Source organism: Marmoricola sp. OAE513 (assembly GCF_040546585.1).
GTDB lineage: Bacteria > Actinomycetota > Actinomycetes > Propionibacteriales > Nocardioidaceae > Marmoricola.
Genome location: NZ_JBEPOC010000001.1, coordinates 2,245,989 through 2,271,289, shown reverse-complemented (window position 1 = coordinate 2,271,289; position 25,301 = coordinate 2,245,989). Strand labels below are relative to the sequence as shown.

Genomic DNA, 25,301 nt, shown 5'->3' with positions numbered 1-25,301 from the left:
CCTCCCGGATCCTCGAGGGCGGATGCCCTGGGACGAAACTAGCCCGAATTGCCTGAGGGCTCCGACCAAACGGTCGAAGCCCTCAGAACTGGATGATCGGGGTTACTCGATCAGAGCGGGCGAACGTTCTCCGCCTGCGGGCCCTTCGGGCCCTGCGTGACGTCGAACTCGACCTTCTGGTTCTCATCGAGCGACTTGTAGCCGTTCGACTGGATCGCGGAGTAGTGAACGAAGACGTCGTCGCCGCCGTTCTCCTGAGCGATGAAGCCGAAGCCCTTTTCTGCGTTGAACCACTTAACGGTGCCCTGAGCCATGCTGGTTTTTCTCCTTATTGGGGCGAGAGACGACCACCTCGGTGCCTCTTCACACAGATGCGGTGAATACGTCGTCCCGCCTCGCAAAGAGAAGAAACGCCGTTGGATCACAAACTCCAACTGCGTTGTGTACCGCTGGAACTTGCACCTGCGTGCACGAGCCTACCAACTCAGCGCGTTCTGTCACCCCTCGCGGAGCCTGTGGAGAAGATTGTTCGCCCAGGATTGGACCGGCGTTCCCTCAGCAGGGCGGTACGACGGCTCGATTCGGTCCGCGGTTCGTGGGCACAATGGGGAAATCCGAGTGCGACAATTCGTTGCGAAGTGCGGCATTCGATGGTCAAACATGCAAGGGTTCAGGTTGCTGGTGAGCACCGCTCACCGGCCTGGCCGGTACAGGGAAGGGGTGGGTCGTGGCACGTGGTCGCCGCGCAGGCTCCGTCAACCCTGACGAGGAGCCCAGCAGCCCCACGGACGGCGCCACATCCGGCGACGACGTGATCGATCCGCTGCGGATCGCCTTCGACGACCTCGAGAACGCCGGCGACGACACCGGGACCGGTTCGATCACCCCGGTCGCGCTCCCTGATGCCTACGACCCGCTCGCCGTCCTGCGTACGTCGATCGAGGACGGCGCAGGCTTCGGCACCCTGGAGGAAGACCCCGCCAAGCGCCGCAGGTTCGGCCGTCGCAAGGGCAAGGACACCGCGCCGGCCGCGACATTCAGCCCGGCCGACGACCTCGACCTGCCGGATTTCCCCGCGAAGGCCCCCACCGAGCCGGCCGCGGATCCCGGCGAGGTGACGGCCACGGACGGCGTCGACGACTCCCCGCTGACCGCCTCCGGAGTGGACCTCCCCCGGGTCACGACCTGGGCTGACGACCTCGCTGACGACACCTTCTCGATGGAGCCGTGGGCGACCGGTGAGATCCCGGCGATCCGCGATGTCGAACCCGAGGTCGACCCGCTGACCAACAGCGTCCCGATCCCCGTCGAGCCGCCGACCCCGAGACGCGGCTCCGGCGGTCGACGCCGCAAGGAGAACGCGACCGAGGTACCCGTACCGGAGACGGCCGAGTCGCGCACCGAACCTCCGGTCGACTTCCTGGGGTCCTACCTGGAGGACGACGTCGCACCGAACCCGTTGGACGTCGCTGCCGCGGACATCACCCGGGCCGACGACGAGCGACTCGCTGCGGAGCGCGACGAGCAGCAGCGCCTGAACGACGAGCGCGCGGCGGCGGAAGAAGCCGAGGCTGCCCGGTTGGCCGACGAGCGTCGCGCTGCGGAGGTAGCCAGGGTCGCGGCCGAGCAGGCCGAGGAAGCTCGTCGTGCCGCTGAGGAGGCCGAGGCGCAGCGTATGGCGGAGCAGCAGCGCCTGGCCGAGGAGGCCGAAGCCGCCCGGCTCGCCGAGGAACAGCGCCTGGCCGAGGAGGCCGAAGCCGCCCGGATCGCCGCCGAGCAGGCAGAAGCAGAACGACTCGCTGCCGAAGAAGCCGCTCGCGTCGCGGCCGAGCAGGCGGAGGTCGAACGCCTTGCTGCTGAGGCCGAGCGCCTCGCCGCCGAAGCCGAACGACTCGCCGCGGAGGAAGCCGCTCGCGTTGCCGCCGAGGAGGCCGAGGCGCAGCGGCTCGCGGAGGCGGAGGCTGCACGAGCCGCTGCCGAGGAGGCCGAGGCAGCCCGGATCGCCGAGGAGCAGAGACTGGCCGACGAGGCTGAGGCAGCCCGGCTGGCCGAGGAAGAGCGTCTTGCCGCCGAGGCCGAGGTAGCGCGCCTTGCTGCCGAGCAGGCTGAGGCAGCACGTCTTGCCGAGGAGGCTCGCCTGGCGAACGAGGCCGAGGCCGCTCGCCTGGCCGAGATCCAGCGGATCGCCGACGAGCAGGAGGCAGCGCGCCTCGCCGAGGAGCGCGCCGAGGCCGAGCGCCTCGCCGAGGCTCAGCGTCAGGCCATGGAAGCCGAAGCCGCGCGGCTGGCAGAGATTCAGCGGATCGCCGACGAGGCCGAGGCCGAACGGCTCGCGATCGAGAAGGCCGAGACGGACCGGATCGAGGCCGAGCGTCTGGCCGCCGACCAGGCGGAGAAGCAGCGCCTGGCCGAGGAGCAGAAGCGCATCGCCGCCGCAGCCAAGGCCGCCGAGAAGGCCGAGCGCGACCGGATCGCGGCAGAGAAGGCCGAGGCCCTTCGCCTCGCCGCCGAGCTGAAGGCGGCCGAGGAGGCCGAGGCCAAGCGCCTCGAGGGACGAGCGGATCGCCGCGGAGGAGGCCGCCCGTCTCGAGGCCGAGCGTCTGGCTGCGGTTCGCGCGGAGGCTGCCCGCAAGGCGGCTGAGAAGATCGAGGCGGACAGGCTCGCTGCCGAAGCTGCCGAGCGGCAACGTCTCCAGGCCATCCGGGAAGCGGCCCAGCGGCGCGAGGCTGCTCGTCTGGCAGCGCTGCGCGCGGAGGAGGAGCGCCGCGCCGCCGAGGAGGCAGAGCGCGCGCGCCTCGAGAAGGAGCGGCTCGAAAGGGCCCGCGAGGAGGCGATCCAGCGCGAGAAGGAGCGGCGCGCGGCCCTCCAGGCCGAGCAGGAACGAATCGCCGCTGAGGCCGCGGAGGCCAAGCGCCTCGAGGAGGAGCGGATCGAGCGCGAGCTCGAGGAGGAGCGTCGCGCCGAGGCGGCACGGATCGCCGCGATCAAGGCAGAAGAGGCTCGCCTGCAGGCTGAAGCCGAGGAAGCTGCTCGGATCGAGAAGGAGCGCGCCGACGCGCAGCTCGCCGAGGAGGTTCGGCTCGAGGCCGCACGGATCGCCGCCATCGAGGCCCACCAGACCTGGCTCCGTGACGAGGCCGCCGAGGCGATCCGCATCGAGACCGAGCGCATCACCGCGCAGGAGGCTGAAGCCGGCCGTCTCGAGGGGTTGCAGCTCGCGGAGCTCAAGGCCGAGAAGAAGCGCCTCGTCGCGGAAGCCGTTGAGGCCGCACGCATCGAGGCCGAGCGGATCACCGCCCAGGAGGCCGAGGCCGAGCGTCTGGAATCCGTGCGCCTCGCGGCCATCGCTGCCGAGGAAGCACGTCTCGCAGCGGAGTCCGAGGAGCGCGAGCGGATCGCCGCCGAGCAAGCCGCTGCCCAGCAGGCCGAGGCCGACCGGCTCGAGGCCATCCGTCTGGAGGAGGAGCGACTCGAAGCGGAGCGTGCGGAGGCTGAACGGATCGCCGTCGAGCAAGCCGCTGCCCAGCAGGCCGAGGCCGACCGGCTGGAGGCCGCCCGTCTCGAGGCCGAGCGCCTGGCCGCCATCAAGGCCGAGGAAGAGCGCCTGGAGGCCGAGCGGCTCGAGGCCGAGCGGATCGAGGCAGCCCGTCTCGAGGCCCAGCGACTCGAGCTGGAGCGTCTGGAGATCGAGCGTCTCGAGGCCGAGGAGGCCGAGCGCGTCCGGCAGATCGCCATCAAGGCAGAGGAGCGCCGGCTCGCCGCCGAGCTGTCCGAAGCGGTACGGATCGAGCGTGACCGCGTCGCCGCCCAGCAGGCTGAGGCGGAGCGCCTCGAACGTGCAGCCATCGAGGCCGAGCGCGCCGCGATCGAGGCCGCCGAGCTCGAGCGCCTCGAGGCCGAGCATGCCGAGGCCACCCGTCTCGCGGCGGAACAGGCTGCAGCGGAGAAGGCCGAGACCGACCGTCTGGCCGCGATCCGGGCCGAGGAGGAGCGCCTGGCCGCCGAGCGCGCGGAGGCTGAGAGGATCGCCGCCGAGACCGCAGCGGCGACGGCTGCCGAGGCGGCCCGCCTGGCCGCGGCAGAGGCCGAGGCCAAGCGACTCGCCATCATTGCTGCCCGACGCGCCGAGATCCTTGCGGAGAAGGAGCGCCGCGAGGCCGAGGAGGCCGAGCAGAAGCGGCTCGCCGCGCTCGAGCGCGAGGAGCGTCGCGCCACGGCGATGCGTGAGCAGCAGGAGCGCATCGCCGCGCAGCGTGCCGAGAAGCAGCGCATCGCCGACGAGCGTGCCGAGTGGGAGCGCCAGGCCTCGGAGCGGTCCGCCCGCGCCGTCGCGCCGACCGCACCGGCCCGCGGAGCAGCGACTGCGGCCCTTGCCGACATCACCGGAGTTCCGGTACCTGCCTCCAAGCGCGCGGTCGTCCCCGCCACCGGGACCGGAGCCGTCACCGCGCCGGTCCCCGAGTCCGACGACTCGGAGGCAGAACATCCGGCTGACGAGTTCGTCGACCAGTTCGTAGCCGACGAGCCGGAGCTGGACGTCACCGACGAGGTCGAGGACGAGGCTGAGACCCCGGCCGAGCCCGAGGTCGAGGACGAGGCTCACGCCCCGGCCGAGCCCGAGGTCGCGGACGAGACCGACGACCTGGCAGAACCTGAGGCCGAGGACGAGGCTGAGCCGGAGACCGCGGACGAGGAGGGCGTCGACGAGCTCGTCTACGAGCCGGCCGAGATCGAGGACTTCACGCACGACGACACGATGGTCACCACGCTCGGTGACCTCGAGGACGCCGCAGTGGAGGAGGAGTGGACCGACCCCCTCGACAGCGGCATCATCCCCGCCGTCAGCGACGGCGAGGCCGAGACCGAGCCCGAGGTCGAGGTCGAGAACGAGCCCGAGAACGAGCTCGAGCCGGAACCCGAGGCCGAGCCGGAGGACGCGCACGAAGCACTGGTCGACCCCGAGACCGAGCCCGAGATCGAGAACGAGCCCGAGGACGAGCTCGACGTCGACAACGAGCCCGAGCCGGCCGCACAGCCCGAGGAAGCATCCGCCTCCACCCCGGCGAAGTCCACGGAACCGATCCCGCGCTTCGTCGAGTTCCGTCCCGGCGGCACCCTGAGCTACCTGTTCGGCACCCTGTTCGTGATCTTCGCGGTCGGCGCGGTCGTCGCGGTCGGCTGGGCCGTCTCCGCAGGCGGTTCGACGGCGCTCATCGCTGCGGGCGGCCTCCTCCTGCTGGCGATGGCGACCTGGTGGGCCCTGCTCAACTGGACGCCTGCGATCGTCTCGATCAGCAACGGAACATTGGAGATCTCGCGGGGTTCGGACGCGGTCAGCTGGGACCTCAAGGACCCGGCCACCCAGATCGACATGAGCGGCAAGATCGACTCACGCGCGTGGAAGGCCGTCCTCAAGGACGAGGCCGGCAAGCCGCACACGATCACCCCGGCGACAGTCGACCCCGAGCAGTTCGTGGCGATCGTCGAGCACTACCGCAGCCAGGCCTGACCCTCCGCCGCGGTCACGCCAGGGCGAAGCTCACGGCGGCCTCCGCATGCAGGCGGGTCGTGGGGAGAACCGGCACCGAGAACTCGTGCGCACCGATCATCAGCTCGATCTCCGTGCAGCCCAGGACGACCCCCTCGCAACCTCGGTCCACGAGGCGCCCGACGACCTCCACGTACGCCGCCCGCGACTCCTCGCGGACGACGCCGAGACAGAGCTCGTCGTAGATCACCCGGTGCACCAGGTCCCGGTCCTCAGCCTCGGGTACGACGACGTCCAGGCCGTGGGAGACCAGCCTGTCGACGTAGAAACCCTGCTCCATGGTGAACGCGGTCCCCAGCAGCCCGACCCGCTCCAACCCCAGGGACAGCGCGGCCCGCGCTGTCGCGTCGGCGAGGTGGAGGAACGGGACGGACACGGCCGTCTCCACCGCGCCGGCGACCTTGTGCATCGTGTTCGTGCAGAGCAGGACCACCTCCGCCCCGGCCGCTTCGAGCTGGGCAGCAGCGCCGGCGAGCACCCGCCCAGCCTCCTCCCAGCGGCCCTCGACCTGCATCGACTCGATAGCGGCGAAGTCCACCGAGACCAGGACGAGATCGGCCGAGTGCAGACCCCCGAGCCGCTCCCGCACCAGCACGTTGAGCAACCGGTAGTACTCCGCACTGCTCTCCCAGCTCATCCCGCCGAGCAGACCGATCCTCTTCACCGGTCCAGCCTCGCACGCTCCTCCTAGGTCGCGGCGCGGACCGAGACCTCGAAGCCGTTGACCATCGCGTTGCCGGAGGGCGCGTCGACCAACCGCCCCGGGGAGAGCACGTTGGTGTTCACGCCCGGTCGCCCTGCAGCGACCTCGAGCCGGGCGCCGTCCTTGCCGTGGCCCCAGCCGTGCGGCGTCGACACCACCCCGGCCAGGATGCCGTCGTCGAGCTCCAGCGGCAGCTCGATCGAACCGCTCTCCGAGGTCACGCGAACCAGATCACCCTCGGACAGCCCCCGGCTCGCCGCATCGGTCGGATTCATCAGCAAGGTGCACTGGTTGCTGCCCTTCATCAGGCTCGGGACGTTGTGCAGCCAGGAGTTGTTGGAACGCAGGTGCCGACGGTTGATCAGAACCAGCTCGGGCCGGCCGCGCGACATCCGCTCCTCGAGCCGCGTCAGGTCGTCGGTGATGTACGCCGGCGCGAGCAGCAGCTTGCCGTTGGCGGTGTCGAGCACGTCGGCGATCCGCGGCCGCATCGGACCGAGGTCGATGCCCTCGGGGTGCTCCTGCACCTTCGCGAGCGTCAGCCCGTCCGGGTTCTCGCCGTACCGGTCGCCGAAGGGTCCCGACCTGATCTGCAGGTCGAGCAGGCGCATCGGTCCGCCCTCGGTGTAGTGCTCGCGGGCAGCGGCTCCGTCGACCCCGTGCGCCATCGCGAGCACGTCGAAGAACCCGTCGTCGATCGCCACCACGTCGAAGTCGGCCATCGGAGTCCCGAGGCAGGCGCCCGCGAGGCGGATCAGGATCTCCCACTCCCCCGGCCGCTCCTCGACCGGATCGAAGACCGCCGGCGAGAACTTCGCGCCGCTGCGGACCGCGAACATCCAGATCATGTCGTCGAAGTGCGCGGACTCCAGGGCCGAGAGCCCCGGGAAGATCACGTCCGCGTGCCGGGTCGTCTCGTTGATCCAGAGGTCGACGCTGATCATCGCGTCGAGCCCGGGCAGAGCAGAGTCGAGCCGGTCACCCTCGGGCGAGGACAGGACCGGGTTCCCCGCCACGGTGAACAGCGCCTTGATCTGCCCCTTGCCCGGCGTCGAGATCTCCTCGTGCAGGCAGGACACCGGGACGTGTCCGAGGACCTCAGGGGCGCCACGCACGCGACTGCGCCAGCGACCGAAGTTGGGGACGCCGTTCTCGAGCTCGGGCATCGGCAGGTCGCTGACGGTCCAGGCCGCGGGCAGCGGGAACATCGACCCGCCCTCGACGTCGAAGTGGCCGGTGAGGATGTTGACGACGTCGACCAGCCAGCTCGCCAACGTCCCGAACTCCTGGTTGCACAGACCGATGCGCCCGTAGAGCACGGCCCGCTCCGTACCCGCGAGCTCCCGAGCGAGCCCGCGGATCCGGTCGGCCGCCACCCCCGTGACCTCCTCGACCCGCTCCGGCGTCCACGACGCCACCAGCACACCGAGCTCGTCGAGGGACGCCTGACCCCCGTCCAGGTGCTGCTCGACGTGACCCGGGTTCACCAACCCCTCGGCGAAGAGAACCTGCACGACGGCCATCAGGAACGCGGCATCCGTGCCCGGCACGATCGGCACCCACTCGCTGGCCTTCGCTGCCGTCCCCGTACGCCGGGGGTCCACCACGACGACCCGGCCGCCCCGCTTCTGGATCGCGCCGATCTCACCCATGATGTCCGGGCAGGACAGCAGCGATCCCTGCGAAGCCTGCGGGTTGGCCCCCATGATCACGAACAGGTCGGTGCGCTGCAGATCGGGCACCGGGATCTTCCACATCCCTCCGTACATCAGGTGCGCCCCGACGTTCTTGGGCCACTGGTCCACGACGCCCGGCGAGTAGATCATCGGGATGCCGGACATCCCGATGAGGATGCCGACGTACCGGCTGAGGTCGAGCGCGTGCGCGAGCGGGTTGCCGACGTACGCCGTCACGGCCTCGATGCCGTGCTCGGCGATCACCGGCCCGAGGAGCTCGTCCACCCGGGCGTAGGCCTCGGCGTAGGAGACCTCCTTGAACGAACCGTCGGGCTGCTTGACCACTGGTCGGCGCAAGCGGTCGGGGTCGTGGTGGAGCGCTCCGAGAGTGGTGCCCTTGGGACAGATGTGTCCCTTCGACCACACGTCGTCGGGGTCCGGGGTGATTCGTTCGACCTGGTCGCCCCGCACGTGGACGTTGAGCCCGCACATGGCTTCGCAGAGCGGACAGGTACGGCGGTGCACGATCACGGGGAGCTCGTCCATGCTCGGAGGATACACAGCAATTCCATCACGTGATGGAATTGCCTCGTTTCGTCCGGTGTAGGGTCCGGAACCGTGAGCGCCGAGCCGAGCCAACGACGTACCCAACGAGACCTCCTGCTCGACACCGCCGAGCGGGTGTTCGCCGAACGTGGCATCGAGGCGACGTCCCTGCGCACCCTGATGGCCGAGGCCGGCACCAACGTCGGAGCCATCAACTACCACTTCGGCTCCAAGGACGCCCTGCTCGCAGCGCTGATCCACGCCCGTAGCGACGCGATCCGCAGCGAGCGGGAGGACAGGCTCGCGTCTCTCGAGAGCTCGGATGCTCCCGACGTCGACCTCCTCGCCGCGGCGATCGTCGAGCCCGTGGCAGCGTTGGCCCTGCGCGGAGAGGACGCCTGGATCCGCCTCGTCGACCGGATCGTGCGCAGCCACCGTGAGCCTGGGTGGCAGCTGCTCAACGAGACCTTCGCCCCGCAGGCACAGCGGATGGGTGTGATCCTGCAACGCATCCAGCCGGGCCTGAGACGCTCGACCGTCCGCTTCCGGATGGCCGAGGCGACCTCGATGTGCTTCCGGGTACTCGGCGACCTCGCGTTCGTGCGCGCCAACGTCGGGACGCCGTCGCGGCCCGCCCCGGCCCGCGACGTCGTGGACGATCTTCGCGACGCGGTGGCCGCGATCCTGGCCGGGCGGGAAACCTCGTCGGCCCCCTGAGCACGCGGTGCGCCATACTTTCCCCGGACGCGCTCCGACCGGGCGTCTCGGGCCTCTAGCTCAATTGGCAGAGCAGCGGACTTTTAATCCGCGGGTTCAGGGTTCGATCCCCTGGGGGCCCACCCCGTTCACCCCACCGACGGAGGTTCTCCCATGCCCGGCATCCTCATCCTCGCGCTGATCGCCGTGATCGGAGCGGTCCTCGTCCTCCCGGTCAGCTGGACCGACTCCAAGGGCACCAAGCGGACGCTGCGCGCAGCGTCCGCCGGACTCGTCGTGCTGGCGCTGCTCTGCGTCGGGCTCGCCTCCTTCACGGTCGTCGGCACCCGCAATGCCGGTGTCGTCACGACGTTCGGCAAGCCGTCGGGTCGCACCTTGGGCAACGGCCTGCACCTGAAGGCGCCGTGGCAGAAGGTCACCGACATCGACGGCACGATCACGACCCAGAAGTTCACCGGCGAGGGCGACTGCATCAGCGTCCGCATCGGAGACGGATCGACGGCGTGCGTCTCGGTCGTGATCCGGTCGCGGATCAACCAGGACGCCGCCGACGACATCTACGCCGACTACCGCAACTCCGACAAGGACATCAACGAGAACGTCAACGACGCTCTGGTGCGGACGCAGCTCACCTCAGCACTGGCCTCGGTCTTCTCGACCTTCAACCCGCTGCTCAACACCGGCACGCAACCGGTCTCGAACACCGCCCCGGACCTCCAGAAGTTCAGCACCGAGGTCTCGACGAAGATGGACGGCCTCCTCCGCGCGGTGTCCGACGACGACAAGCCGCAGGTCGACATCAAGTCGATCACCATCTCCTACATCCGTCTCTCCGAAGGTACCCAGCAGAAGATCAACCAGCTCCAGCTCGAGGTGGCCGCCACCCGGGTCGCGGAGCAGAAGAAGATCACCAACCAGCGGCTCGCCGAGGCCAACAAGGCCCTCGCGGACTCGCTGTCGAAGGACCCGAACGTCCTGGTGTCCAAGTGCCTCGACCTCATCGACGACGGCCGCCAGCTCCCGGCCGGCTTCAGCTGCTGGCCGGGATCCGGGTCCAGCGTGGTGATCCCGAGCGCTCGGTGACCGGGTCCACCTAGGCTGCAGCCATGGCCGACCTCAACGAATCCGCGTCCACCACGATCGCTGCTCCTGCTGCGGTCGTCTTCGCGATCCTCTCCGACCCCCGCCAGCACTCCCGGATCGACGGCTCCGGCACCGTGCGCGACTCCGTGTCCGGCCCGGACAGGCTCGTGCTCGGATCGCGGTTCGGCATGAAGATGAAGATGGGCGCGCCGTACCGGATCCAGAACAAGGTCGTCGAGTTCGAGCAGGACGCGCTGATCGCGTGGCGGCACATGGGGCCTGCACCGGTGGCGCTACGAGCTCACCCCGACCGCTGACGGCGGCACCGCGGTGACGGAGACCTGGGACCTGTCCCACTACAACGCGGTCGGGAGGCGGGTGCTGCACGGGCTGTTCGGTGCGCGCACGAAGAAGGCGCTCGCGCGGACGATGGTGAAGCTGAAGGCCGCTGCCGAGGCGGACGCGGCGGCCTGAGCTCAGCGCAGGGCCACCTCGGCGATCACCGCGGCGAGCTGGTCGCCGGCTTCTTCCTGGAGGAAGTGACCGGCGCCGGTGATCGTGCGGTGCGTCTCGCCCCGTGCCCCCGGGACCCGCTCCGCGAAGATCTTCTCCCAGCCACGCGTCGCCGGGTCACCGTCCGAGTACGCCGTCACGAAGGGCCGCTCGAACGTCTCCAGCACGCGCATGGTCCGACGGCCGATCCGGGCTCCGGGGTCGTTGCGGGTGAGCGGCAGCAGCGCGGTCATCTGCCGCAGACCGGCTGAGTACTCCTCCCCCGGGAACGGGGCGTCGTAGGCCGCCAGCACCTCGGGTGCCAACGGCGTTGTGGCAGTCGCCCCGACGAACAGGCTGGCCTGCAGCTCCGGTGCCCGCTGGGTGTACAGGAGGTAGTCGACCAGCGCCTCCTCGAGCACGACGCGTGTCTCACCCGTGCCGTGGACGGCCCAGTTGAGCCGATCCTCCAGCGCCGGGTCCGCGGTGTGCAGGATCGTGTTGGCAGCGACGACGCTCGCGAACCGGTCGGGGTCCGCGGCCAGCACGCTGAAGCCGATCGGCCCGCCCCAGTCCTGCGCGACCAGGGTGATCCGCTGCAGGTCGAGGCCGGTGACGAGACTGGTGACCCAGCCGATGTGCCGGGCCAGCGTGTAGTCCGGACCGCGGGTCGGCTTGTCCGAGCGCCCGAACCCGATCAGGTCCGGAGCGATCACCCGCACGCCGCGCCCGACGAGCACCGGGATCACGTGCCGGTAGAGGTAGGACCACGTCGGTTGGCCGTGCAGCAGCAGCGCGACGGGGCCGTCTGCGGGCCCCTCGTCCACGTAGTGCATCCGGACCGGGTCCAGGTCCTCGGCGACGACGTCGGCGTAGTGCGCCGCGAACCGGTAGCCCGGCAGGTCGGCGAACCGTTCCTCCGGTGTCCGGACGATCTCCACCTCAGTCGACCGTGACGATGTCGTAGACGACCGCCTGCGGCTCGGCCTTCGCGGGGATCTCGTAGACCGCGAAGTCGGACTTGGTCTTACCTGGTCTGATCAGGTCCGAGGTCGAGGCGAGCTGGGTGCCCCGGGCGTCGGCGATGCCCTGGTAGTCGTAGGTCTGGTCGGTCTGGGCGAACTCGCCTTCGTCGGTGCGGAGCCTGGCGATGCCACGCGAGCTGAAGAAGTTCTTCCGGTCGCCGATGTTGGTCACGGCGAGCTCGACCAAGCACAGCTGCTTGCCCTTCGGCGCGACCAGGTCGATGTTCCGGTACTTCTTGTCGAAGCCGACCCCGGGCAGGTTGGCCGCGCACTCGAGGTCGCGGAACTCCAGCGACACCGGCGTCCTCGACGACACCACGCCCTTCGCGCTCGGCGCGGCGACGGTCACGGTGCTGCCCTTGGTCAGCTCCAGGACGTTGCGGCCCTCGTCGTCAGCAGCCGACTTCCGAATGGACGGCTTCTTCGCGTCCCCGTGGTCCCCTCCGCAGCCCCCGAGCAGGGCGAGGGACAGGACGGCGACGACCGGCAGTGCGAGCGAACGATTCACGCGAGCGAGCCTAGTTCGTTCCCCCGGACGAGAACACGTTCTAAAGTGACCCGGTGATCGAAGGAACCTGCGCTGACGCGTTCAGCCCCCTCCACGACCTTCTCGAGCGCAACCTCGCCGACGGGACCGACCGCGGCGCCAGCCTCGCCGTCGTCCACGACGGCGAGCTCGTCGTCGACCTCTGGGGCGGCGAGGCACGCCCCGGGGTCCCCTGGGCCCGCGACACGATCACCCAGGTCTGGTCGGTCACGAAGACGATGGCGGCTCTCGCCCTGCTGACCCAGGTCGAGGCGGGCTTCATCGACCTCGACGCACCCGTGATCGAGTACTGGCCCGAGTTCGGTGCCCACGGCAAGGAGAAGACCCTTGTCCGGCACCTGCTCGGGCACACCAGCGGGATCCCCGGCTGGGGCGCCCAGGTCAGCGTCGAGGACATCCTGGACCTGCCGGCGTCGGAGGCCACCCTCGTCGACCAGCCGGCTTGGTACGAAGCAGGCACCGCGCCGGCGTACCAGATCGTGTGCCACGGACACCTTCTCGACGGGGTCGTGCGCGGCGCGACCGGCCGGTCGGTCGCCGACATCCTGCACGACGACATCATGGCGCCGCTCGGCGGCGGCTTCCGGTTGGGCGTGCCCGACGACGAGCTCGACCTGTGTGCCGACCTCAGCAACCCGCCGCCCTCGAACATCGACTACAGCGTGCTGGGTCCGGACCACTTCCTGATCCGCACGATCATGAACCCGTTGCTGCTGCCGGAGGCCGTGTGCAACACCCCCGCGTGGCGCAGGGGTGCTGTCGGCGGCGCGGGCGGGCACGGCAACGCGCGCGGCATCGCGCTGGCGCAGGCGCTCGTCTCGCACGGCGGCGAGGTGAACGGCGTACGGTTGCTGTCGCCGGCGACCATCGACCGGATCTTCGAGGTCCAGGCCGAGGGCGTCGACCAGCTGCTCAGCGTGCCGGTGAAGTTCGGCGTGGGCTACGCGCTCCAGATGCCGTCCGCGCCCGCCATCCACGAGGGGCGGGTCTGCTGGTGGACCGGGTACGGCGGCGCGATCGTCGTCAACGACCTCGACACCCGCACCACCTTCGCGTACGCCGAGAACAAGCTGGCCGACCACATGGTCGCCTCACCGCGCACCGACACCTACGTGACCACCGCTTTCGACTGCGTCAAGGAGCTCTCGTGACCAAGGTCTGCATCATCGGAGCCGGCTGCTCCGGGATCACCACTGCCAAGCGCCTGAAGGAGTTCGGCATCGAGTACGACCAGTTCGAGCTGGCCGACGAGGTGGGCGGCAACTGGTACTTCAAGAACCCGAACGGGCGCTCGGCCGTCTACGAGTCGCTGCACATCGACACCTCGACGGCGCGGCTGCAGTTCGAGGACTTCCCGGCGCCCGCGGACTACCCGGACTTCCCGCACCACACGCTGATCCACGACTACTTCAAGGCGTACGTCGACCACTTCGGCCTGCGCGACAAGATCGAGTTCAACACCGGTGTCGAGCAGGCCGTGCGCACCGACGTCGGCTGGGACGTCACGCTCTCGACCGGCGAGACCCGGTCCTACACCGACCTCGTCGTGGCGAACGGACACCACTGGAGCCCAAGGTTCCCCGAGTACGAGGGCACCTTCGCGGGCGACCTGATCCACAGCCACGCCTACATCAACCCGTTCGAGCCGGTCGAGATGCGGGGCAAGCGGGTCATCGTGGTCGGCATGGGGAACTCGGCGATGGACATCGCCTCGGAGCTCTCGAGCCGGTGGATGGCCGAGAAGCTCTACGTGTCCGCACGCCGCGGCGTCTGGGTGCTGCCCAAGTACCGCAACGGCATCGCCGCCGACAAGGTGATGGCTCCGCCGGACATCCCCCGGGAAGTCGGCCTGGCTGCCGGCCGAGCGCTGATCAAGGAGCTGGTCGGGTCGATGAGCAACTACGGCCTGCCCGAGCCCGATCACGAGCCGCTCTCGGCGCACCCCTCGGTGAGCGCCGACTTCCTGACCAAGGCCGGGTCCGGTGACATCCACTTCCTGGCCGCCATCAAGGGATTCGACGGCCACACCGTGCACCTGACCGACGGCACCTCGGTCGAGGCCGACGTGGTCATCTGCGCGACCGGCTACGACATGAAGTTCCCCTTCTTCGGCGACTCCGAAGCCGACCTGCACCCGGACTCCGATCACCAGTACCCGCTGTTCAAGCGGATGATCAAGCCCGGCCACGACCACCTCTACTACCTGGGCCTGGCGCAGTCCTCGCCGACGATCGTGAACCTCGCCGAGCAGCAGTCCAAGCTGCTCGCCCGACTGCTCACCGGCACCTACGAGCTGCCGAGCGTCGAGGAGCAGGTGCGCATCATGGAGGCCGACCAGGCCGAGCACACCGCGCAGTACTACGACGCCCCGCGGCACACGATCCAGATCGACTTCGGCCGGTACGTCGTCGACCTGCTGAAGGAGATCGAGGCGGGCGAGGCGCGGGCTGCTGGTTAGGCGCCTCAGACCGCCGGGTGCAGGGCGCGCTGGAGCGCGTCCAGGTTCTCCGCGACCATCCGCTTCACCACGTCAGCGTCCTGGACGAGCTGGGCCCCGTGGAACGTGCCGGGGAACTGGTGCACCTCGACCGAGACACCCGCCTGAAGCAGCCGCAGGGCGTAGGTGAGGCCCTCGTCGCGCAGCGGGTCGTACTCGCAGGTCGAGACGTACGCCGCCGGAAGACCCGAGAGGTCGTCCATCCTGGCCGGCGCCGCGTACGCGTCCGCGGGCTTGCCGCCGAGGTAGTACTCCCAGGACTTGACCGCCTGGACCCGGCTCCACATCGGGGTGCCGTCGAACGCCTTCATCGACGGCGTCTCGAGACGGTCGTCGAGCTCGGGGATGCCGAGCGACTGGAAGGCCAGCGCGGGACCGCCACGGTCGCGTGCCACCAACGCCGTCGCCGCAGCAAGGCCGCCGCCGGCGCTCTGCCCGTGCACGGCGAGACGACTCGCGTCGACCCCGTCGAGGCCGGCCAGGTACTTCAGTGCTGCGTAGCAGTCGTCCAGACCCGCCGGGTACGGGTGCTCGGGCGCGAGCCGGTAGTCGACGTTCACGACGACCGCACCGACGGTGTTCGCGACCAGGACGGCGCCGGCGTGCTCGGTGTCGATGTCGCCGATGCAGAAGCCGCCGCCGTGCAGGTACAGGATCCCCGGCAGGTCGCCGGCGACTCCGCGCGGCCGGTAGACCCGAACCGGGACGCCGTTGACATCGGCGTCGGCGATGTCGAGCTGGTCCTCCCCGGGCGCCGGTCCCGCGGGCAAGAAATTCTGGAACATCTCGCGCGCAGCAGGGATGTCGTCGAAGGCCGACATCGTGTCCGGCAGCATCTCGACCAGCGGCCGCAGCTGGGGGTCGAGGTTCGGGAACGCGGACGCGTCCATCGGTCTACCGGGCCAGGTCCGGGTGCGCGCGGCCGGCGACGAGCGGCATGTCGACGAAGGTCAGGATGCCCGGCTCGGCAGCACACACGTAGGGGATCGAGTTCACGCAGTGCGCGGCCGTGACCACGATGCCCGGGTTGCGCACCAGGCCGGCGGCGACCGACGTCGGGTGCCAACCGTGGATCACCACGAAGGCGTCCGGGTCGCCCTTGACCTCGACCTCGAACCGGACGCCGTCCGGTCCGTACTTCCACGGCGGGTCCAGGTGCTCATCACCCATCAGCCAGTTGACCGCCACGCGGACCACCTTGGTGTCTCCGACGAACGCCTCCCAGGCGAACTGCTGGGCGGCGACCTGCCCCGGCTCGATCGTGCCGATAGGCGAGTCGATCGGTGCGGTGGCGACCGCCACGTGCCGCTCGGAGCGGATCTCGGCCTCGGCGAACCCGAGGGTGTCGAGGCACATCTGCACCGACTGCTCGAACCCGTTGGCGAGCAGCGAGAGCATCGGACCGTTCATCGCCTCCTCCGGCGACTGCCCGAAGCCCATGATGTGCCGCACCACGTCCGGGGCGTTGTAGGTGCGGATGTCGGAGTACTCCTCGCCGCGCACGTAGGTGATCGCCGAGGACAGACCGGAGAAGAAGAGCGGCTGCTGCTCGGTCGCGCCGCCCGGGTCGATCCCGGTGCCGTGCAGGGTGACGCCGCCGGCGATCGCGTGCGGCTCCATGCGCGCGCGCTCCTCCTCGGTCGGCCAGAACCAGCCGAGCGGGGTGACGACGTTCTTGCCCGACTTCAGCAGCGCCGCGACCTCCTTGGGGTTCGGCATCAGCGGCGAGTACAGGACGCAGTCGGCGTCCAGCGCCAGGATCTCCTCCATGCTGTTGGTGGCGATCACGCCGATCGGGTCGGTGCCGAGGATCTCGCCGACGTCCTTGCCCGCCTTGGACTCCGAGTGCACCCAGCACCCGACCAGCTCGAGGTCCGGGTGGAGCAGGATCTGACCGATCGCGGCCTGACCGACACCGCCGGTGGCCCACTGAATCACGCGCAACGTCATGTAGAACACGTTCTAGTAAACGGGGGGTGACGTCAAGACCTCGCCGCCACCAGCTCCGCTGCTGCGTCCAGGCAACGCAGGTCGGTCGTGGCCGGGACCAGGATGAACTCGTCGCAGCCGGCTGCCTCGGCACCGTCGAGGATCTCGTTCAGCACCGCGGCGCTCGAGGCCCGGGCGGTGCCGGCGATCGCCTCGGCGAGCTCGTCGCCCAGGAACCCGAGGTAGCGGGCGGTGAACGCGTGCAGCTGCTCGGCGGAGTCGTCCACGCCGAGGGCGAAGAAGCAGCCACTGACCTTGTGCGGCACCTCGCTCCGGCCGGCCTCGGCCCAGCAGGAGTCGGCGAGGGCGTTGCCGCGGGAGATCTCCGCCGCGTCACCGGCGATGCTGAACCCGCTGATGCCATCGGCCCAGCGGGCCGCCCGTGCCATCGACTTCGGCCCCATCGCCCCTGCCAGGATGCGCGGTTGCCGCGTGACGGCAGGTCCGACCGGCGCGGCCCCCTCGAACGGCGGCTCGCCCGCCAGCAGGCTCTTGAGCTCGGCGACCTTGTCGTCGAGGCGCTGGTGGCGCCCCTTGAACTCGCTGCCCAGAGCGCGGTAGTCGTGCTCGCGGCCGCCGACCCCGACCGCGACCTCGAGGCGCCCCGGGGCGAGGTGGTCGAGCGTGCCGATCTGCTGGGCGACCATCGGCATCGACAGGGGCGGCAGCACCCACAGGTTGGCGAAGATCCGCACCCGCTCCGTGGCCGCCGCGCACGCGCCGAGGGTGGCGACCATCTCCGGGTTGGAGAAGGTGACCCGCTCCCCCGCGGAGACGCTCGAGAACGGACCGGCGTCGATGCCTCGCGCCCAGTCCAAGGTCGTGCCCGGTCCGTAGCCGGGGGCCATCTGCGGAAGTGCGACACCGATCTCCATGCCGCAGACCCTCTCAGAAAAGTCGGAGAACCGCTCAGGTCGGGTCGGGGAGGGCCGATGGTCCCGAATACGACACTCCCAGCCAACGGAGACCCAGCACCATGACGGTCCTGCAGATCTCGCCACGGACGGCGACCAAGAAAAAGAAGAAGAAGAAAAAGGCCAAGAAGGTCGCGAAGACCTATCCGGCCACCAAGGTCCTCGACGCCCGCGCGCTGCTGGTGGTCAACCGGTTCACCGGCGGCTGGACCCCCGGCCTCGGAGCCGAAGTGACCAGGTCCGGCGGCATCGACAAGTGGTTCGCCAAGCAGCTGAGCCCGGCCTCCCTCCCGGACACCTTCTACGACTCCTCGGCGACCTGGTGGTCCTCGAACCTCGCTCCCGCGCTGACTACGATCGCGCGCCACTACGCCGGCACGGAGAACGTCTGGGAGGCCAACGCGCACTACCAGGCCTGGTCGATGATCCGACGGATCGGGTCGGAGCGTCAGGTCCTCGAGACGATGGCGAACTTCTGGGAGCACCACTTCCACGTCCCGACCGACGGCGGCCAGACCGGTGCCTACCGCCAGGAGTACGGCCGGCTGATCCGCCGGCTCGCCCTCGGCAAGTTCGACGAGCTCCTGAACGCCGTCAGCACCGACCCGGCGATGGGTGCGTTCCTGGGCAACGCCACCTCGACCAAGTCCGCCCCCAACGAGAACCAGGGCCGCGAGCTCCTCGAGCTGCACACGGTCGGACGCGAGGCCGGCTACACCGAGGACGACGTGAAGAGCTCGGCCCGGATCCTCACCGGGTGGCGGGTGGACCTCTGGAACACCTGGGTCGCGGCCTACAACCCGGCAGCGCACTGGACAGGTCCGGTCAAGGTGCTCGGGTTCTCGCACGCCAACACCTCTTCCGACGGGCGCGCAGTGACGAAGGCCTACCTCGACTACCTGGCCCGGCACCCGTCCACGGCCCGCCGGCTCGCCCGCAAGCTCGCCGTCCACTTCGTCTCCGACGCCCCGAGCAACGGACTGGTCGAGCACCTCGCCAGCGTCTACCTGGCCAACGACACCGCGATCGCACCGGTGCTCAAGGCCCTGGTCGCGAGCGCCGAGTTCAAGGCCTCGGCCGGCAAGAAGACCCGGACGCCGGAAGAGGACGTGATCGCGACGTACCGGGCTCTGGGCGTGAAGATCACCCGGCCGACGACCGACGAGGCCGCGGCGAACGCGATCCTCTGGCAGGCCAACCAGATCGGGATGACGCCGTTCGGCTGGCCACGTCCCGACGGCCGGCCGGACGTCGCCTCGGCGTGGACCTCCGTGTCCCGGATGCTCTCGTCCTTCGAGGTGCACTACACGATGTCGGGAGGCTGGTGGCCCGACAAGGGAGCGTCCTACAAGAAGCCTTCAGGATGGCTGCCGAAGGCATCTCTGCGCTTCGACGCGCTGGTCGACCACCTGTCCCGCAGCATCCTCGGGCGACCTTCGACCCCGTTCCTGCTCAAGGTCGCGAGCCAGGCGACAGGCATCCCTGCAGCCGCGACCATCACCGCCAAGCACGACCTGGTGAGGTGGCAGATGCCGCGCCTGCTCACGGTCTTCCTCGACAACCCCCTGCACATCGGACGGTGACCACCATGACGACCATCGACTGCTGCACCGAGCTCTCGGGGATGTCCCGCCGCGGCCTGCTCAAGGGCGGAATCACCGCCGCGGGCGTCGGCATGGCTACCTCCCTCTTCGGCGGCACCTTCCTGCAGGCGTCGTACGGCGCCACCCGGAAGGCGGGGAACGTGCTGGTGCTGCTGTCGCTGCGCGGAGCCGCCGACGGCCTGTCGTTGGTCGTGCCGCACGCAGACCCGGCGTACTACGCGGCACGTCCGCGGATCGCGATCCCCAAGGCATCGCTGCTCGCCCGCAACGACACCTTCGGTCTGCACCCGAAGCTGGCTCCGCTGCTGCCGATGTGGCAGGCAGGCAAGATCGCAGCGGTCCACGCGACCGGCCTACCGGCTCCGAACCGCTCGCACTTCTCGGCGATGGAGGAGCTCGAGGACGCAGATCCGGGTTCGGCCGCGCGCGTCGGGTGGATCAACCGGCTCATCGGCCAGGACGACTACCGGCACCCGCTGCAGGCGATTGGGATGGGCATGTCGGTGCCGATCACCGCGCTGTACGGACCGCAGCCCACGGTGACCGCGGCCTCGGTCGACGCCATCTCGTTGGCCGGCGACGACCAGTGGGACACCGCTGACCGGCGACGCAGGTCGATGCAGACCATGTGGGCCGGCGCGGGTGGCGCCATGGGCTCAGGCGCCCGCTCGGCACTCAGCACCATCGCGGACTTCCAGCCGGTGGCGAAGTCCTCGAAGACACCGGCCAACGGGGCGGACTACCCGAGCGACGACCTCGGGCAGGCTCTCCGGGCGGCCGCGCGGATCATCCGGTCCAACGTCGGCACCGACGTTATCGCCGTCGACCACGACGGCGGCTGGGACATGCACACCGACCTCGGCACCCTGGACTGGGGCCGGATGGTCGACGCGAGCAGCCAGCTCGCCTCGGGACTCGCCGCCTTCTTCCAGGACCTCGGAAGCCTCGGCGACAAGGTGACGGTCGTGACGATCTCGGAGTTCGGCCGACGGGTGAAGGAGAACGCGAACTACGGCCTCGACCACGGTCACGGCAACGTGATGTTCCTGCTCGGCGCCGGGGTGAAGGGCGGCTACTACGGCTCGATGCCGTCGCTGACGAACAGCCTGGATGCGGACCTGCCGGTGACGACCGACTATCGCAGCGTGCTCTCCGAGGTCGTGACGAAGCGCCTCGGCGCGTCCACCGCGGCGGTGTTCCCCGGCTTCGCCCCGGAGTCCGTCGGGGCGATCAACGTCTGATCCAGCGCAGTCTGCACGGCTGATCGAGCGCAGTCGAGATCACCCGGAAGATCAGGTCTCGACTACGCTCGACCGCCCGGCTCCGGCGACGGCGAGCAGATCACGACCGGGATCTCGCGGTCGGTGCGCTCGGCGTACCCGGCGTAACCGCGGTAGAGCGTCACGGCGAGGTTCCACAGCCGGTCGCGTTCGGCACCCTCGGCCGTGCGCGCACGGTAGCGACCCCCGTCAGGGCCCACGTGCAGCTGGACCTCCGGGTTCGCGGTGATGTTCAGGTACCAGATCGGGTTCTCCGGGGCCCCGCCCTTGGAGGCGATCAGGATGACGTCGTCGCCGTCGGTGAAGTACACGAGCGGCGTGGTGCGCTCCAGGCCGGACTTGCGACCGGTGTGGGTCAGCACGACGACCTGGTTGGTACCCGTGCTGTTGATCCGACCGTTGCTGACCTTCATGAGAAACGGGTCGATGACGCGCCCGAGGTGCACCAGGTACCAGGTCACCGGACGGAGCTCGGCAAGCTTGGCGCCGACCTTCTCCCGCCTGTTCTTCTCGCGGGTCGGGTCGCTGGCGGGCACGCGGGAGGTCATCGTCCGATCATCGACCACCCCGGGGGCCGCAAGGAAGAGGGTGCCCAGGCTCACCCCCTGATCCGTTCCGCAAAACTGGAACTCGTTCTAGTCTGATTGGCATGAGCCAACCCCCGTTCGAGTACCGCACCGTCGACATGACCGACGAGGAGTTCGCCGAGGAGCAGGCCGTCTACGGCCGGCTGACCGACGCGCTCCGGCGCCTCAACGAGGTCGCCCTGCGCACCACCGTGGACTACGACGCCGTCGAGGAGGCGACTGCCGCGGTCAAGGCGCTCACCGCGAAGCTCGAGACCGAGATGATCCCCGGCAACTTCGGGGTGGTCGTCACGAACAACAGCCGGGTCCGTGGTTACGGCAACACGGTGGTCGGACTTCGCAACGCGATCGCTCCCCCGTTGACGATCGTCCAGGACCGGGTGAAGGGCGGAGCCTCCTCGGAGTTCTTCCTCAACGCCCTGTACGAAGGCCCTCCGGGCAAGGTGCACGGCGGCGTGCTCGCGCTGGTGCTCGACCAGATCTTCGGCGAGGCCGCCGCCGCTGGAGGGACGCCGGGCATGACCGGGACGCTGACCCTGCGCTACCGCAAGCCCACCGCGCTCGGTGCGTGCAGCGCGTCGGCGTGGGTCGACTCCAGCGCCGGCATCAAGACGATCGTCAAGGGCGAGCTGCGCGACGCCGAGGGCGAGGTGACGGTCGAGGCGGAGGGCCTGTTCATCCTGCCCCGGTGGGCCCGCGAGCAGCTCGCCGAGAGCGGGGAGACCCCGCCGCAGTACGAATAGCTCGGTCATCGAGCCTGCCGAGATGTCGTGACGTGCGCAGCGAGGTCACCACGTCTCGGCAAGCTCGACGATCGGAAACTAGACGGTCGCCTTGCCGCGCTCGTTGGAGTCCGTGAGCCGGACCTCTTCGCTCGCCTTCGCCTCGAGCTCCTCGCGCGTGGGGGCGGACGACGGCTCGCTGACCAGGACGCTCGTGCCGCCCTCGAGCCGACCGATCGCCTCCCGGGCGAAGATCTGCTGCTCGGTCGCGGTCCGCTCGGAACGGTCGTTGCCGATGAAGGTGACCGCCCAGTGCAGCAGCGCCGTGACCTGGTTCTTGAACCCGGTGATGTAGAAGAGGTGCACGGCCAGCCACATCAGCCAGGCGACGAACCCGGTGATGCGGAGCTTCCCGACCGTGGCGACAGCGCTGAATCGCGAGATCGTCGCCATGCTGCCCTTGTCGAAGTACTTGAAGGCCGCCTGCGGGGCCTTGCCCCGGACCCGACCGTCGATCTCGCGGGCGGCGTACTGGGCTCCCTGGATCGCGACCTGGGCGACACCGGGGAGGTTGTCCAGGGAGATCATGTCGCCGACCACGAAGACCTCGGGGTGACCCGGCAGGGTCAGGTCCGGGTTCACCGCGATCCGTCCGGCTCGGTCGAGAGAGGCGCCGGTCTGCTCCGAGAGCGTCTTGCCGAGCGGGCTCGCCTGGACGCCTGCGGCCCACACCTTGGTCACGGCCTCGATCCGGCGGCGGGTGCCGTCACGGTCCTGGACCTCGAGCCCGCGCTCGTCGACGGCCACGACCATGGCCCCGAGCTGGACCTCGACGCCGATGCCGTCGAGCTTCTTCTCGGTCCAGGCGCCCAGCTTGGCGCCGAACGGCGGCAGCACCTGCGGCGCGGCGTCGAGGAGGATCACGCGCGCCTTGCGGGTGTTGATCGAGCGGAAGTCCTTCTTGAGGGTCTTGTGCGCGACCTCGGCGATCTGGCCGGCCATCTCGACGCCGGTCGGACCGGCGCCGACGACGACGAAGGTGAGCAGGTGGTCGATGTCCTGGCCCCGGGCCGCCATCACCTCGGCGAGCTCGAACGCACCGAAGATCCGGCCGCGCAGCTCCAGGGCGTCGTCGATGCTCTTCATGCCGGGGGCGAAGCGCGAGAAGTGGTCGTTGCCGAAGTACGACTGACCGGCGCCCGCGGCGACGATCAGCGAGTCGTACGGCGTCACCAGCTCGCGACCGAGCACGTTGGAGGTGACCGTCCGGGCGGTCAGGTCGACGTCGGTGACCTCGCCCAGGAGCACGGTCGCGTTCTTCTGGCGCGCGAGCACCTCGCGGGTCGCCGGGGCGATCTCGCCCTCCGACAGGATGCCGGTGGCGACCTGGTAGAGCAGCGGCTGGAAAAGGTGGTGGGTCGTCTTCGCGATCATCGTGACGTCGACGTCCGAGCGGCGCAGTGCCTTGGTGCCGAACAGACCGCCGAAGCCGGACCCGACCACGACGACGCGATGGCGCTGGTTCTCCGTCTTCTGAGCCATGTCTCCATTGTCCCGCTATCCCGCTCAGGGCCACAATTCTCAGGACGTCTGGTCCGTCACACGGTCCGTGAAACCTGTTCTCGGATGTGGTTTGATCGAGTCGGAGGGATGGGCATCTGCCCTGGAGACCGTCCCCGACCTCGGAGTCCTATCTGTGCCCTGGAACAAGCGAACCCTGGCTCTGCCCGCCAGCCCGCCTTCCGTCAGGTTGGCGCGTGACTGGGTGACCGGTGTGCTCGAGGAGATCGGTCGCCCCGAGCTCGCCGACAGTGCGCGCCTCGCCGTCTCCGAGCTCGTCACCAACGCGATCCTGCACGCGGACCCGCCGATGACCGTCCACGTCCGCGGCACCGTCGACCACCCGCGCATCGAGGTGACCGATCAGTCGATGGTCCCGCCGCAGCAGCGGCACTCCAGCACCGACATCGACCTGGACGACGACTTCTCCTGGTCCACGGTCGGGCGGGGTCTTGACCTGGTGGCCAGCTATGCCCTGCGCTGGGGCGCGGACATCGATCCGCGCGGGATGGGCAAGGTCGTCTGGTTCGAGCCGAGTGCCGACCCCCGGGAACAGCCCGCCGAGGGCGAGCTGTTCGACATGGACGAGGCCCTGGCCGCCCGCCCGGACCAGCACGCCGATCCCGGCACCATGTTCCACCTCCGCCTGCTGAACATGCCGGTCGAGCTGTTCTCGCACCTCCGCCTGCACTTCAACGAGCTCGGCCGTGAGCTCCGACTGCTCTCGATGAGCGAACCCGAGCGCTACCCGATCGCTGTGGAGTTCGCGGACGTCTTCCTCCAGATCGAGCACGAGCGCCGGCAGGTGGTCGGCTTGGAGGAGCTGGAGATCTCGATGGAGAAGGGCGCCGAGACGGTCGACCTCAGCTACTCGATCCCCGCAACGGCTCCTTCCTCAATGGCGAGGGTCAGCGCCCTGCTCGACGACATCTACCGCGACTTCGCTGACGACAGCCTGCTGGCGATGCGACCACCGCCGGCCCTGATGTCGCTCCAGCGGTGGTACCTCGGCGAGTTCCACCGGCAGAGCAGCGGCCACCAGCCGCTCCCGTGGCACGGGCCCACCCGCCTCACCCCCCGGCAAGAGGTCTCGTGACCGAAGCACGACTCCCCGCAGCTCTCGCAGCGGCTGCCGCAGGCGGGGTGATCGGGTCGCTCGCCCGGTACGGACTGACCGAGTGGTTGCCGATCGCCAGCGGGTTCCCCTGGACGACGTTCGGCATCAACGTCGTCGGGAGCGCCCTGCTCGCCGCGGTCGGGGCGTTCACCGTCGTCCGGCGTACGCCGTGGCTCGGGGTGTTCCTCGGCACCGGGATCCTCGGCGGCTTCACGACGATGTCAGCGGCCTCGGAGCAGAGCGTCGTGCTGCTCGAGCACGACGGCGCCGTGCTCGCGGTCCTGTACGCCGGCGGCACCCTGCTCGCCGCTCTCGCGGCGGTCGTTCTGGTGGACCGGATGGCTCCGCGGACCGAGGTGTGAGCGCGCTGCTGGTCGCCCTCGGCGCGGCCGTCGGCGCACCCGCGCGACTCCTGGCAGCGCGCCTCCTCGACGGTACGACGCCCTGGGGCACCCTGACGGTGAACGTGCTCGGCTCCACGCTGCTCGGCGCGCTGGTCGGCCTCGGTGCTGACGGCAACGCGATGCTGCTCCTGGGCACTGGTTTCTGCGGTGCGTTCACGACGTACTCGGCGGTGGCGGTCCAGTCCGTCGACCGTGGGGGTCGTCGGGGCGCGCTCTACGCCGTGGCCACCGTGGTCGCCTGCTCCGGTGCGGCCTGGCTCGGGTACCACTTGAGCTGAACGCCGGTCCG

At 69.7% G+C, this 25,301-nt stretch carries 24 protein-coding genes and 1 tRNA gene; 15 read left to right on the top strand and 10 right to left on the bottom strand.

Annotation, left to right across the window (positions count from 1 at the left end; translation table 11 throughout):
• Positions 1-110: 110 nt before the first annotated feature.
• Positions 111-314: a cold-shock protein gene (locus ABIE44_RS11385; protein ID WP_209717900.1), complete on the bottom strand. Its 204-nt coding sequence runs from the start codon at positions 312-314 to the stop codon at positions 111-113.
• A 413-nt stretch (positions 315-727) separates the two neighbouring features.
• Between ABIE44_RS11385 and ABIE44_RS11380 the strand changes: the two genes are divergently transcribed.
• The gene (locus ABIE44_RS11380; RefSeq protein ID WP_354438018.1) at positions 728-2,641 is read left to right on the top strand and encodes a hypothetical protein; all 1,914 of its coding nucleotides are present in this window, start codon (positions 728-730) and stop codon (positions 2,639-2,641) included.
• Between the two features lie 568 nt (positions 2,642-3,209).
• Positions 3,210-5,510 (top strand): hypothetical protein, encoded by a 2,301-nt coding sequence (locus ABIE44_RS11375; RefSeq protein ID WP_354438017.1) that lies wholly within the window; start codon positions 3,210-3,212, stop codon positions 5,508-5,510.
• Positions 5,511-5,523: 13 nt separating this feature from the next.
• On the opposite strand, the gene ABIE44_RS11370 is transcribed toward ABIE44_RS11375, so the two are convergent.
• Positions 5,524-6,213 carry an aspartate/glutamate racemase family protein gene (locus ABIE44_RS11370; protein ID WP_209717906.1) on the bottom strand — a complete coding sequence of 230 codons (690 nt, stop codon included), beginning with the start codon at positions 6,211-6,213 and terminating at the stop codon, positions 5,524-5,526.
• Between the two features lie 23 nt (positions 6,214-6,236).
• A complete protein-coding gene (locus tag ABIE44_RS11365) occupies positions 6,237-8,474 on the bottom strand; it encodes a molybdopterin-dependent oxidoreductase (protein WP_209717909.1) in 2,238 nt (745 codons plus the stop codon).
• A 72-nt stretch (positions 8,475-8,546) separates the two neighbouring features.
• On the opposite strand from ABIE44_RS11365, the gene ABIE44_RS11360 reads away from it, so the two are divergent.
• The 5 genes from ABIE44_RS11360 to ABIE44_RS11340 all read left to right on the top strand — a co-directional run bounded on the left by ABIE44_RS11360 (position 8,547) and on the right by ABIE44_RS11340 (position 10,748).
• The gene (locus ABIE44_RS11360) at positions 8,547-9,191 is read left to right on the top strand and encodes a TetR family transcriptional regulator (protein ID WP_209717912.1); all 645 of its coding nucleotides are present in this window, start codon (positions 8,547-8,549) and stop codon (positions 9,189-9,191) included.
• A gap of 49 nt (positions 9,192-9,240) precedes the next feature.
• A tRNA-Lys gene (locus ABIE44_RS11355) sits at positions 9,241-9,313 on the top strand.
• Between the two features lie 31 nt (positions 9,314-9,344).
• On the top strand, positions 9,345-10,274 hold the full coding sequence (locus tag ABIE44_RS11350) for an SPFH domain-containing protein (RefSeq protein WP_209717916.1): 930 nt from the start codon (positions 9,345-9,347) through the stop codon (positions 10,272-10,274).
• 23 nt (positions 10,275-10,297) lie between these two features.
• On the top strand, positions 10,298-10,591 hold the full coding sequence (locus ABIE44_RS11345; protein WP_354438016.1) for an SRPBCC family protein: 294 nt from the start codon (positions 10,298-10,300) through the stop codon (positions 10,589-10,591).
• Between the two features lie 13 nt (positions 10,592-10,604).
• Positions 10,605-10,748, top strand: a complete 144-nt coding sequence (locus tag ABIE44_RS11340; RefSeq protein ID WP_354438015.1) for a hypothetical protein — start codon at positions 10,605-10,607, stop codon at positions 10,746-10,748.
• 2 nt (positions 10,749-10,750) lie between these two features.
• Here the strand turns inward: ABIE44_RS11340 and ABIE44_RS11335 are convergent, their stop codons facing one another.
• Positions 10,751-11,707: a haloalkane dehalogenase gene (locus ABIE44_RS11335; protein ID WP_209717924.1), complete on the bottom strand. Its 957-nt coding sequence runs from the start codon at positions 11,705-11,707 to the stop codon at positions 10,751-10,753.
• A 1-nt stretch (position 11,708) separates the two neighbouring features.
• Entirely contained in the window at positions 11,709-12,299 is a 591-nt protein-coding gene (locus ABIE44_RS11330) for a DUF4352 domain-containing protein (protein WP_209717927.1), read from the bottom strand.
• 53 nt (positions 12,300-12,352) lie between these two features.
• On the opposite strand from ABIE44_RS11330, the gene ABIE44_RS11325 reads away from it, so the two are divergent.
• Together ABIE44_RS11325 and ABIE44_RS11320 are read left to right on the top strand one after the other, a co-directional pair.
• Entirely contained in the window at positions 12,353-13,489 is a 1,137-nt protein-coding gene (locus ABIE44_RS11325; RefSeq protein WP_209717930.1) for a serine hydrolase domain-containing protein, read from the top strand.
• Positions 13,486-14,796, top strand: coding sequence for a flavin-containing monooxygenase (locus tag ABIE44_RS11320; protein ID WP_209717933.1), 1,311 nt, complete (start codon positions 13,486-13,488; stop codon positions 14,794-14,796). Before ABIE44_RS11325 ends, ABIE44_RS11320 begins: the two co-directional genes overlap by 4 nt.
• Positions 14,797-14,801: 5 nt before the next feature.
• Here ABIE44_RS11320 and ABIE44_RS11315 read toward each other — a convergent pair whose 3' ends face one another.
• Genes ABIE44_RS11315 through ABIE44_RS11305 form a run of 3 tightly spaced genes read right to left on the bottom strand, consistent with a single transcriptional unit; the run spans position 14,802 to position 17,699 of the window.
• Entirely contained in the window at positions 14,802-15,725 is a 924-nt protein-coding gene (locus ABIE44_RS11315) for an alpha/beta hydrolase (protein WP_209717936.1), read from the bottom strand.
• Between the two features lie 4 nt (positions 15,726-15,729).
• Positions 15,730-16,785, bottom strand: a complete 1,056-nt coding sequence (locus ABIE44_RS11310) for an NAD(P)H-dependent amine dehydrogenase family protein (RefSeq protein WP_209717939.1) — start codon at positions 16,783-16,785, stop codon at positions 15,730-15,732.
• Between the two features lie 32 nt (positions 16,786-16,817).
• Positions 16,818-17,699, bottom strand: coding sequence for an LLM class flavin-dependent oxidoreductase (locus tag ABIE44_RS11305; RefSeq protein WP_209717954.1), 882 nt, complete (start codon positions 17,697-17,699; stop codon positions 16,818-16,820).
• Positions 17,700-17,800: 101 nt separating this feature from the next.
• Here ABIE44_RS11305 and ABIE44_RS11300 point away from each other — a divergent pair, with 101 nt between their 5' ends.
• Positions 17,801-19,321 (top strand): DUF1800 domain-containing protein, encoded by a 1,521-nt coding sequence (locus ABIE44_RS11300; RefSeq protein ID WP_209717957.1) that lies wholly within the window; start codon positions 17,801-17,803, stop codon positions 19,319-19,321.
• A 5-nt stretch (positions 19,322-19,326) separates the two neighbouring features.
• Positions 19,327-20,583, top strand: coding sequence for a DUF1501 domain-containing protein (locus ABIE44_RS11295; RefSeq protein WP_209717960.1), 1,257 nt, complete (start codon positions 19,327-19,329; stop codon positions 20,581-20,583).
• A 62-nt stretch (positions 20,584-20,645) separates the two neighbouring features.
• Here the strand turns inward: ABIE44_RS11295 and ABIE44_RS11290 are convergent, their stop codons facing one another.
• Positions 20,646-21,170 carry a nitroreductase family deazaflavin-dependent oxidoreductase gene (locus ABIE44_RS11290; protein WP_209717963.1) on the bottom strand — a complete coding sequence of 175 codons (525 nt, stop codon included), beginning with the start codon at positions 21,168-21,170 and terminating at the stop codon, positions 20,646-20,648.
• A 101-nt stretch (positions 21,171-21,271) separates the two neighbouring features.
• Between ABIE44_RS11290 and ABIE44_RS11285 the strand changes: the two genes are divergently transcribed.
• Positions 21,272-21,952, top strand: a complete 681-nt coding sequence (locus ABIE44_RS11285; RefSeq protein WP_209717967.1) for a PaaI family thioesterase — start codon at positions 21,272-21,274, stop codon at positions 21,950-21,952.
• 78 nt (positions 21,953-22,030) lie between these two features.
• On the opposite strand, the gene ABIE44_RS11280 is transcribed toward ABIE44_RS11285, so the two are convergent.
• Complete coding sequence (locus tag ABIE44_RS11280) at positions 22,031-23,473, bottom strand: NAD(P)/FAD-dependent oxidoreductase (RefSeq protein ID WP_209717970.1); 1,443 nt, start codon at positions 23,471-23,473, stop codon at positions 22,031-22,033.
• Here ABIE44_RS11280 and ABIE44_RS11275 point away from each other — a divergent pair.
• Genes ABIE44_RS11275 through ABIE44_RS11265 form a run of 3 tightly spaced genes read left to right on the top strand, consistent with a single transcriptional unit; the run spans position 23,472 to position 25,290 of the window.
• Positions 23,472-24,587: an ATP-binding protein gene (locus tag ABIE44_RS11275; RefSeq protein ID WP_354438014.1), complete on the top strand. Its 1,116-nt coding sequence runs from the start codon at positions 23,472-23,474 to the stop codon at positions 24,585-24,587. The two genes, ABIE44_RS11280 and ABIE44_RS11275, sit on opposite strands and share 2 nt — an antisense overlap.
• Positions 24,584-24,970 (top strand): fluoride efflux transporter FluC, encoded by a 387-nt coding sequence (locus ABIE44_RS11270; RefSeq protein WP_209717979.1) that lies wholly within the window; start codon positions 24,584-24,586, stop codon positions 24,968-24,970. The genes ABIE44_RS11275 and ABIE44_RS11270 overlap by 4 nt, the downstream gene beginning before the upstream one ends.
• Entirely contained in the window at positions 24,967-25,290 is a 324-nt protein-coding gene (locus ABIE44_RS11265) for a fluoride efflux transporter FluC (RefSeq protein WP_209717984.1), read from the top strand. The genes ABIE44_RS11270 and ABIE44_RS11265 overlap by 4 nt, the downstream gene beginning before the upstream one ends.
• Positions 25,291-25,301: the final 11 nt, after the last annotated feature.

Excerpts from the sequence above, each read along its gene's own strand:
- ABIE44_RS11315 (WP_209717936.1), bottom strand. The coding sequence starts at position 15,725 with ATGGACGCGTCCGCGTTCCCGAACCTCGACCCCCAGCTGCGGCCGCTG.
- ABIE44_RS11305 (WP_209717954.1), bottom strand. The coding sequence starts at position 17,699 with ATGGAGATCGGTGTCGCACTTCCGCAGATGGCCCCCGGCTACGGACCG.
- ABIE44_RS11280 (WP_209717970.1), bottom strand. The coding sequence starts at position 23,473 with ATGGCTCAGAAGACGGAGAACCAGCGCCATCGCGTCGTCGTGGTCGGG.
- ABIE44_RS11300 (WP_209717957.1), top strand. The coding sequence starts at position 17,801 with ATGACGGTCCTGCAGATCTCGCCACGGACGGCGACCAAGAAAAAGAAG.
- ABIE44_RS11365 (WP_209717909.1), bottom strand. The coding sequence starts at position 8,474 with ATGGACGAGCTCCCCGTGATCGTGCACCGCCGTACCTGTCCGCTCTGC.
- ABIE44_RS11290 (WP_209717963.1), bottom strand. The coding sequence starts at position 21,170 with ATGACCTCCCGCGTGCCCGCCAGCGACCCGACCCGCGAGAAGAACAGG.
- ABIE44_RS11350 (WP_209717916.1), top strand. The coding sequence starts at position 9,345 with ATGCCCGGCATCCTCATCCTCGCGCTGATCGCCGTGATCGGAGCGGTC.
- ABIE44_RS11285 (WP_209717967.1), top strand. The coding sequence starts at position 21,272 with ATGAGCCAACCCCCGTTCGAGTACCGCACCGTCGACATGACCGACGAG.
- ABIE44_RS11310 (WP_209717939.1), bottom strand. The coding sequence starts at position 16,785 with ATGACGTTGCGCGTGATTCAGTGGGCCACCGGCGGTGTCGGTCAGGCC.
- ABIE44_RS11295 (WP_209717960.1), top strand. The coding sequence starts at position 19,327 with ATGACGACCATCGACTGCTGCACCGAGCTCTCGGGGATGTCCCGCCGC.
- ABIE44_RS11345 (WP_354438016.1), top strand. The coding sequence starts at position 10,298 with ATGGCCGACCTCAACGAATCCGCGTCCACCACGATCGCTGCTCCTGCT.
- ABIE44_RS11385 (WP_209717900.1), bottom strand. The coding sequence starts at position 314 with ATGGCTCAGGGCACCGTTAAGTGGTTCAACGCAGAAAAGGGCTTCGGC.
- ABIE44_RS11275 (WP_354438014.1), top strand. The coding sequence starts at position 23,472 with ATGTCTCCATTGTCCCGCTATCCCGCTCAGGGCCACAATTCTCAGGAC.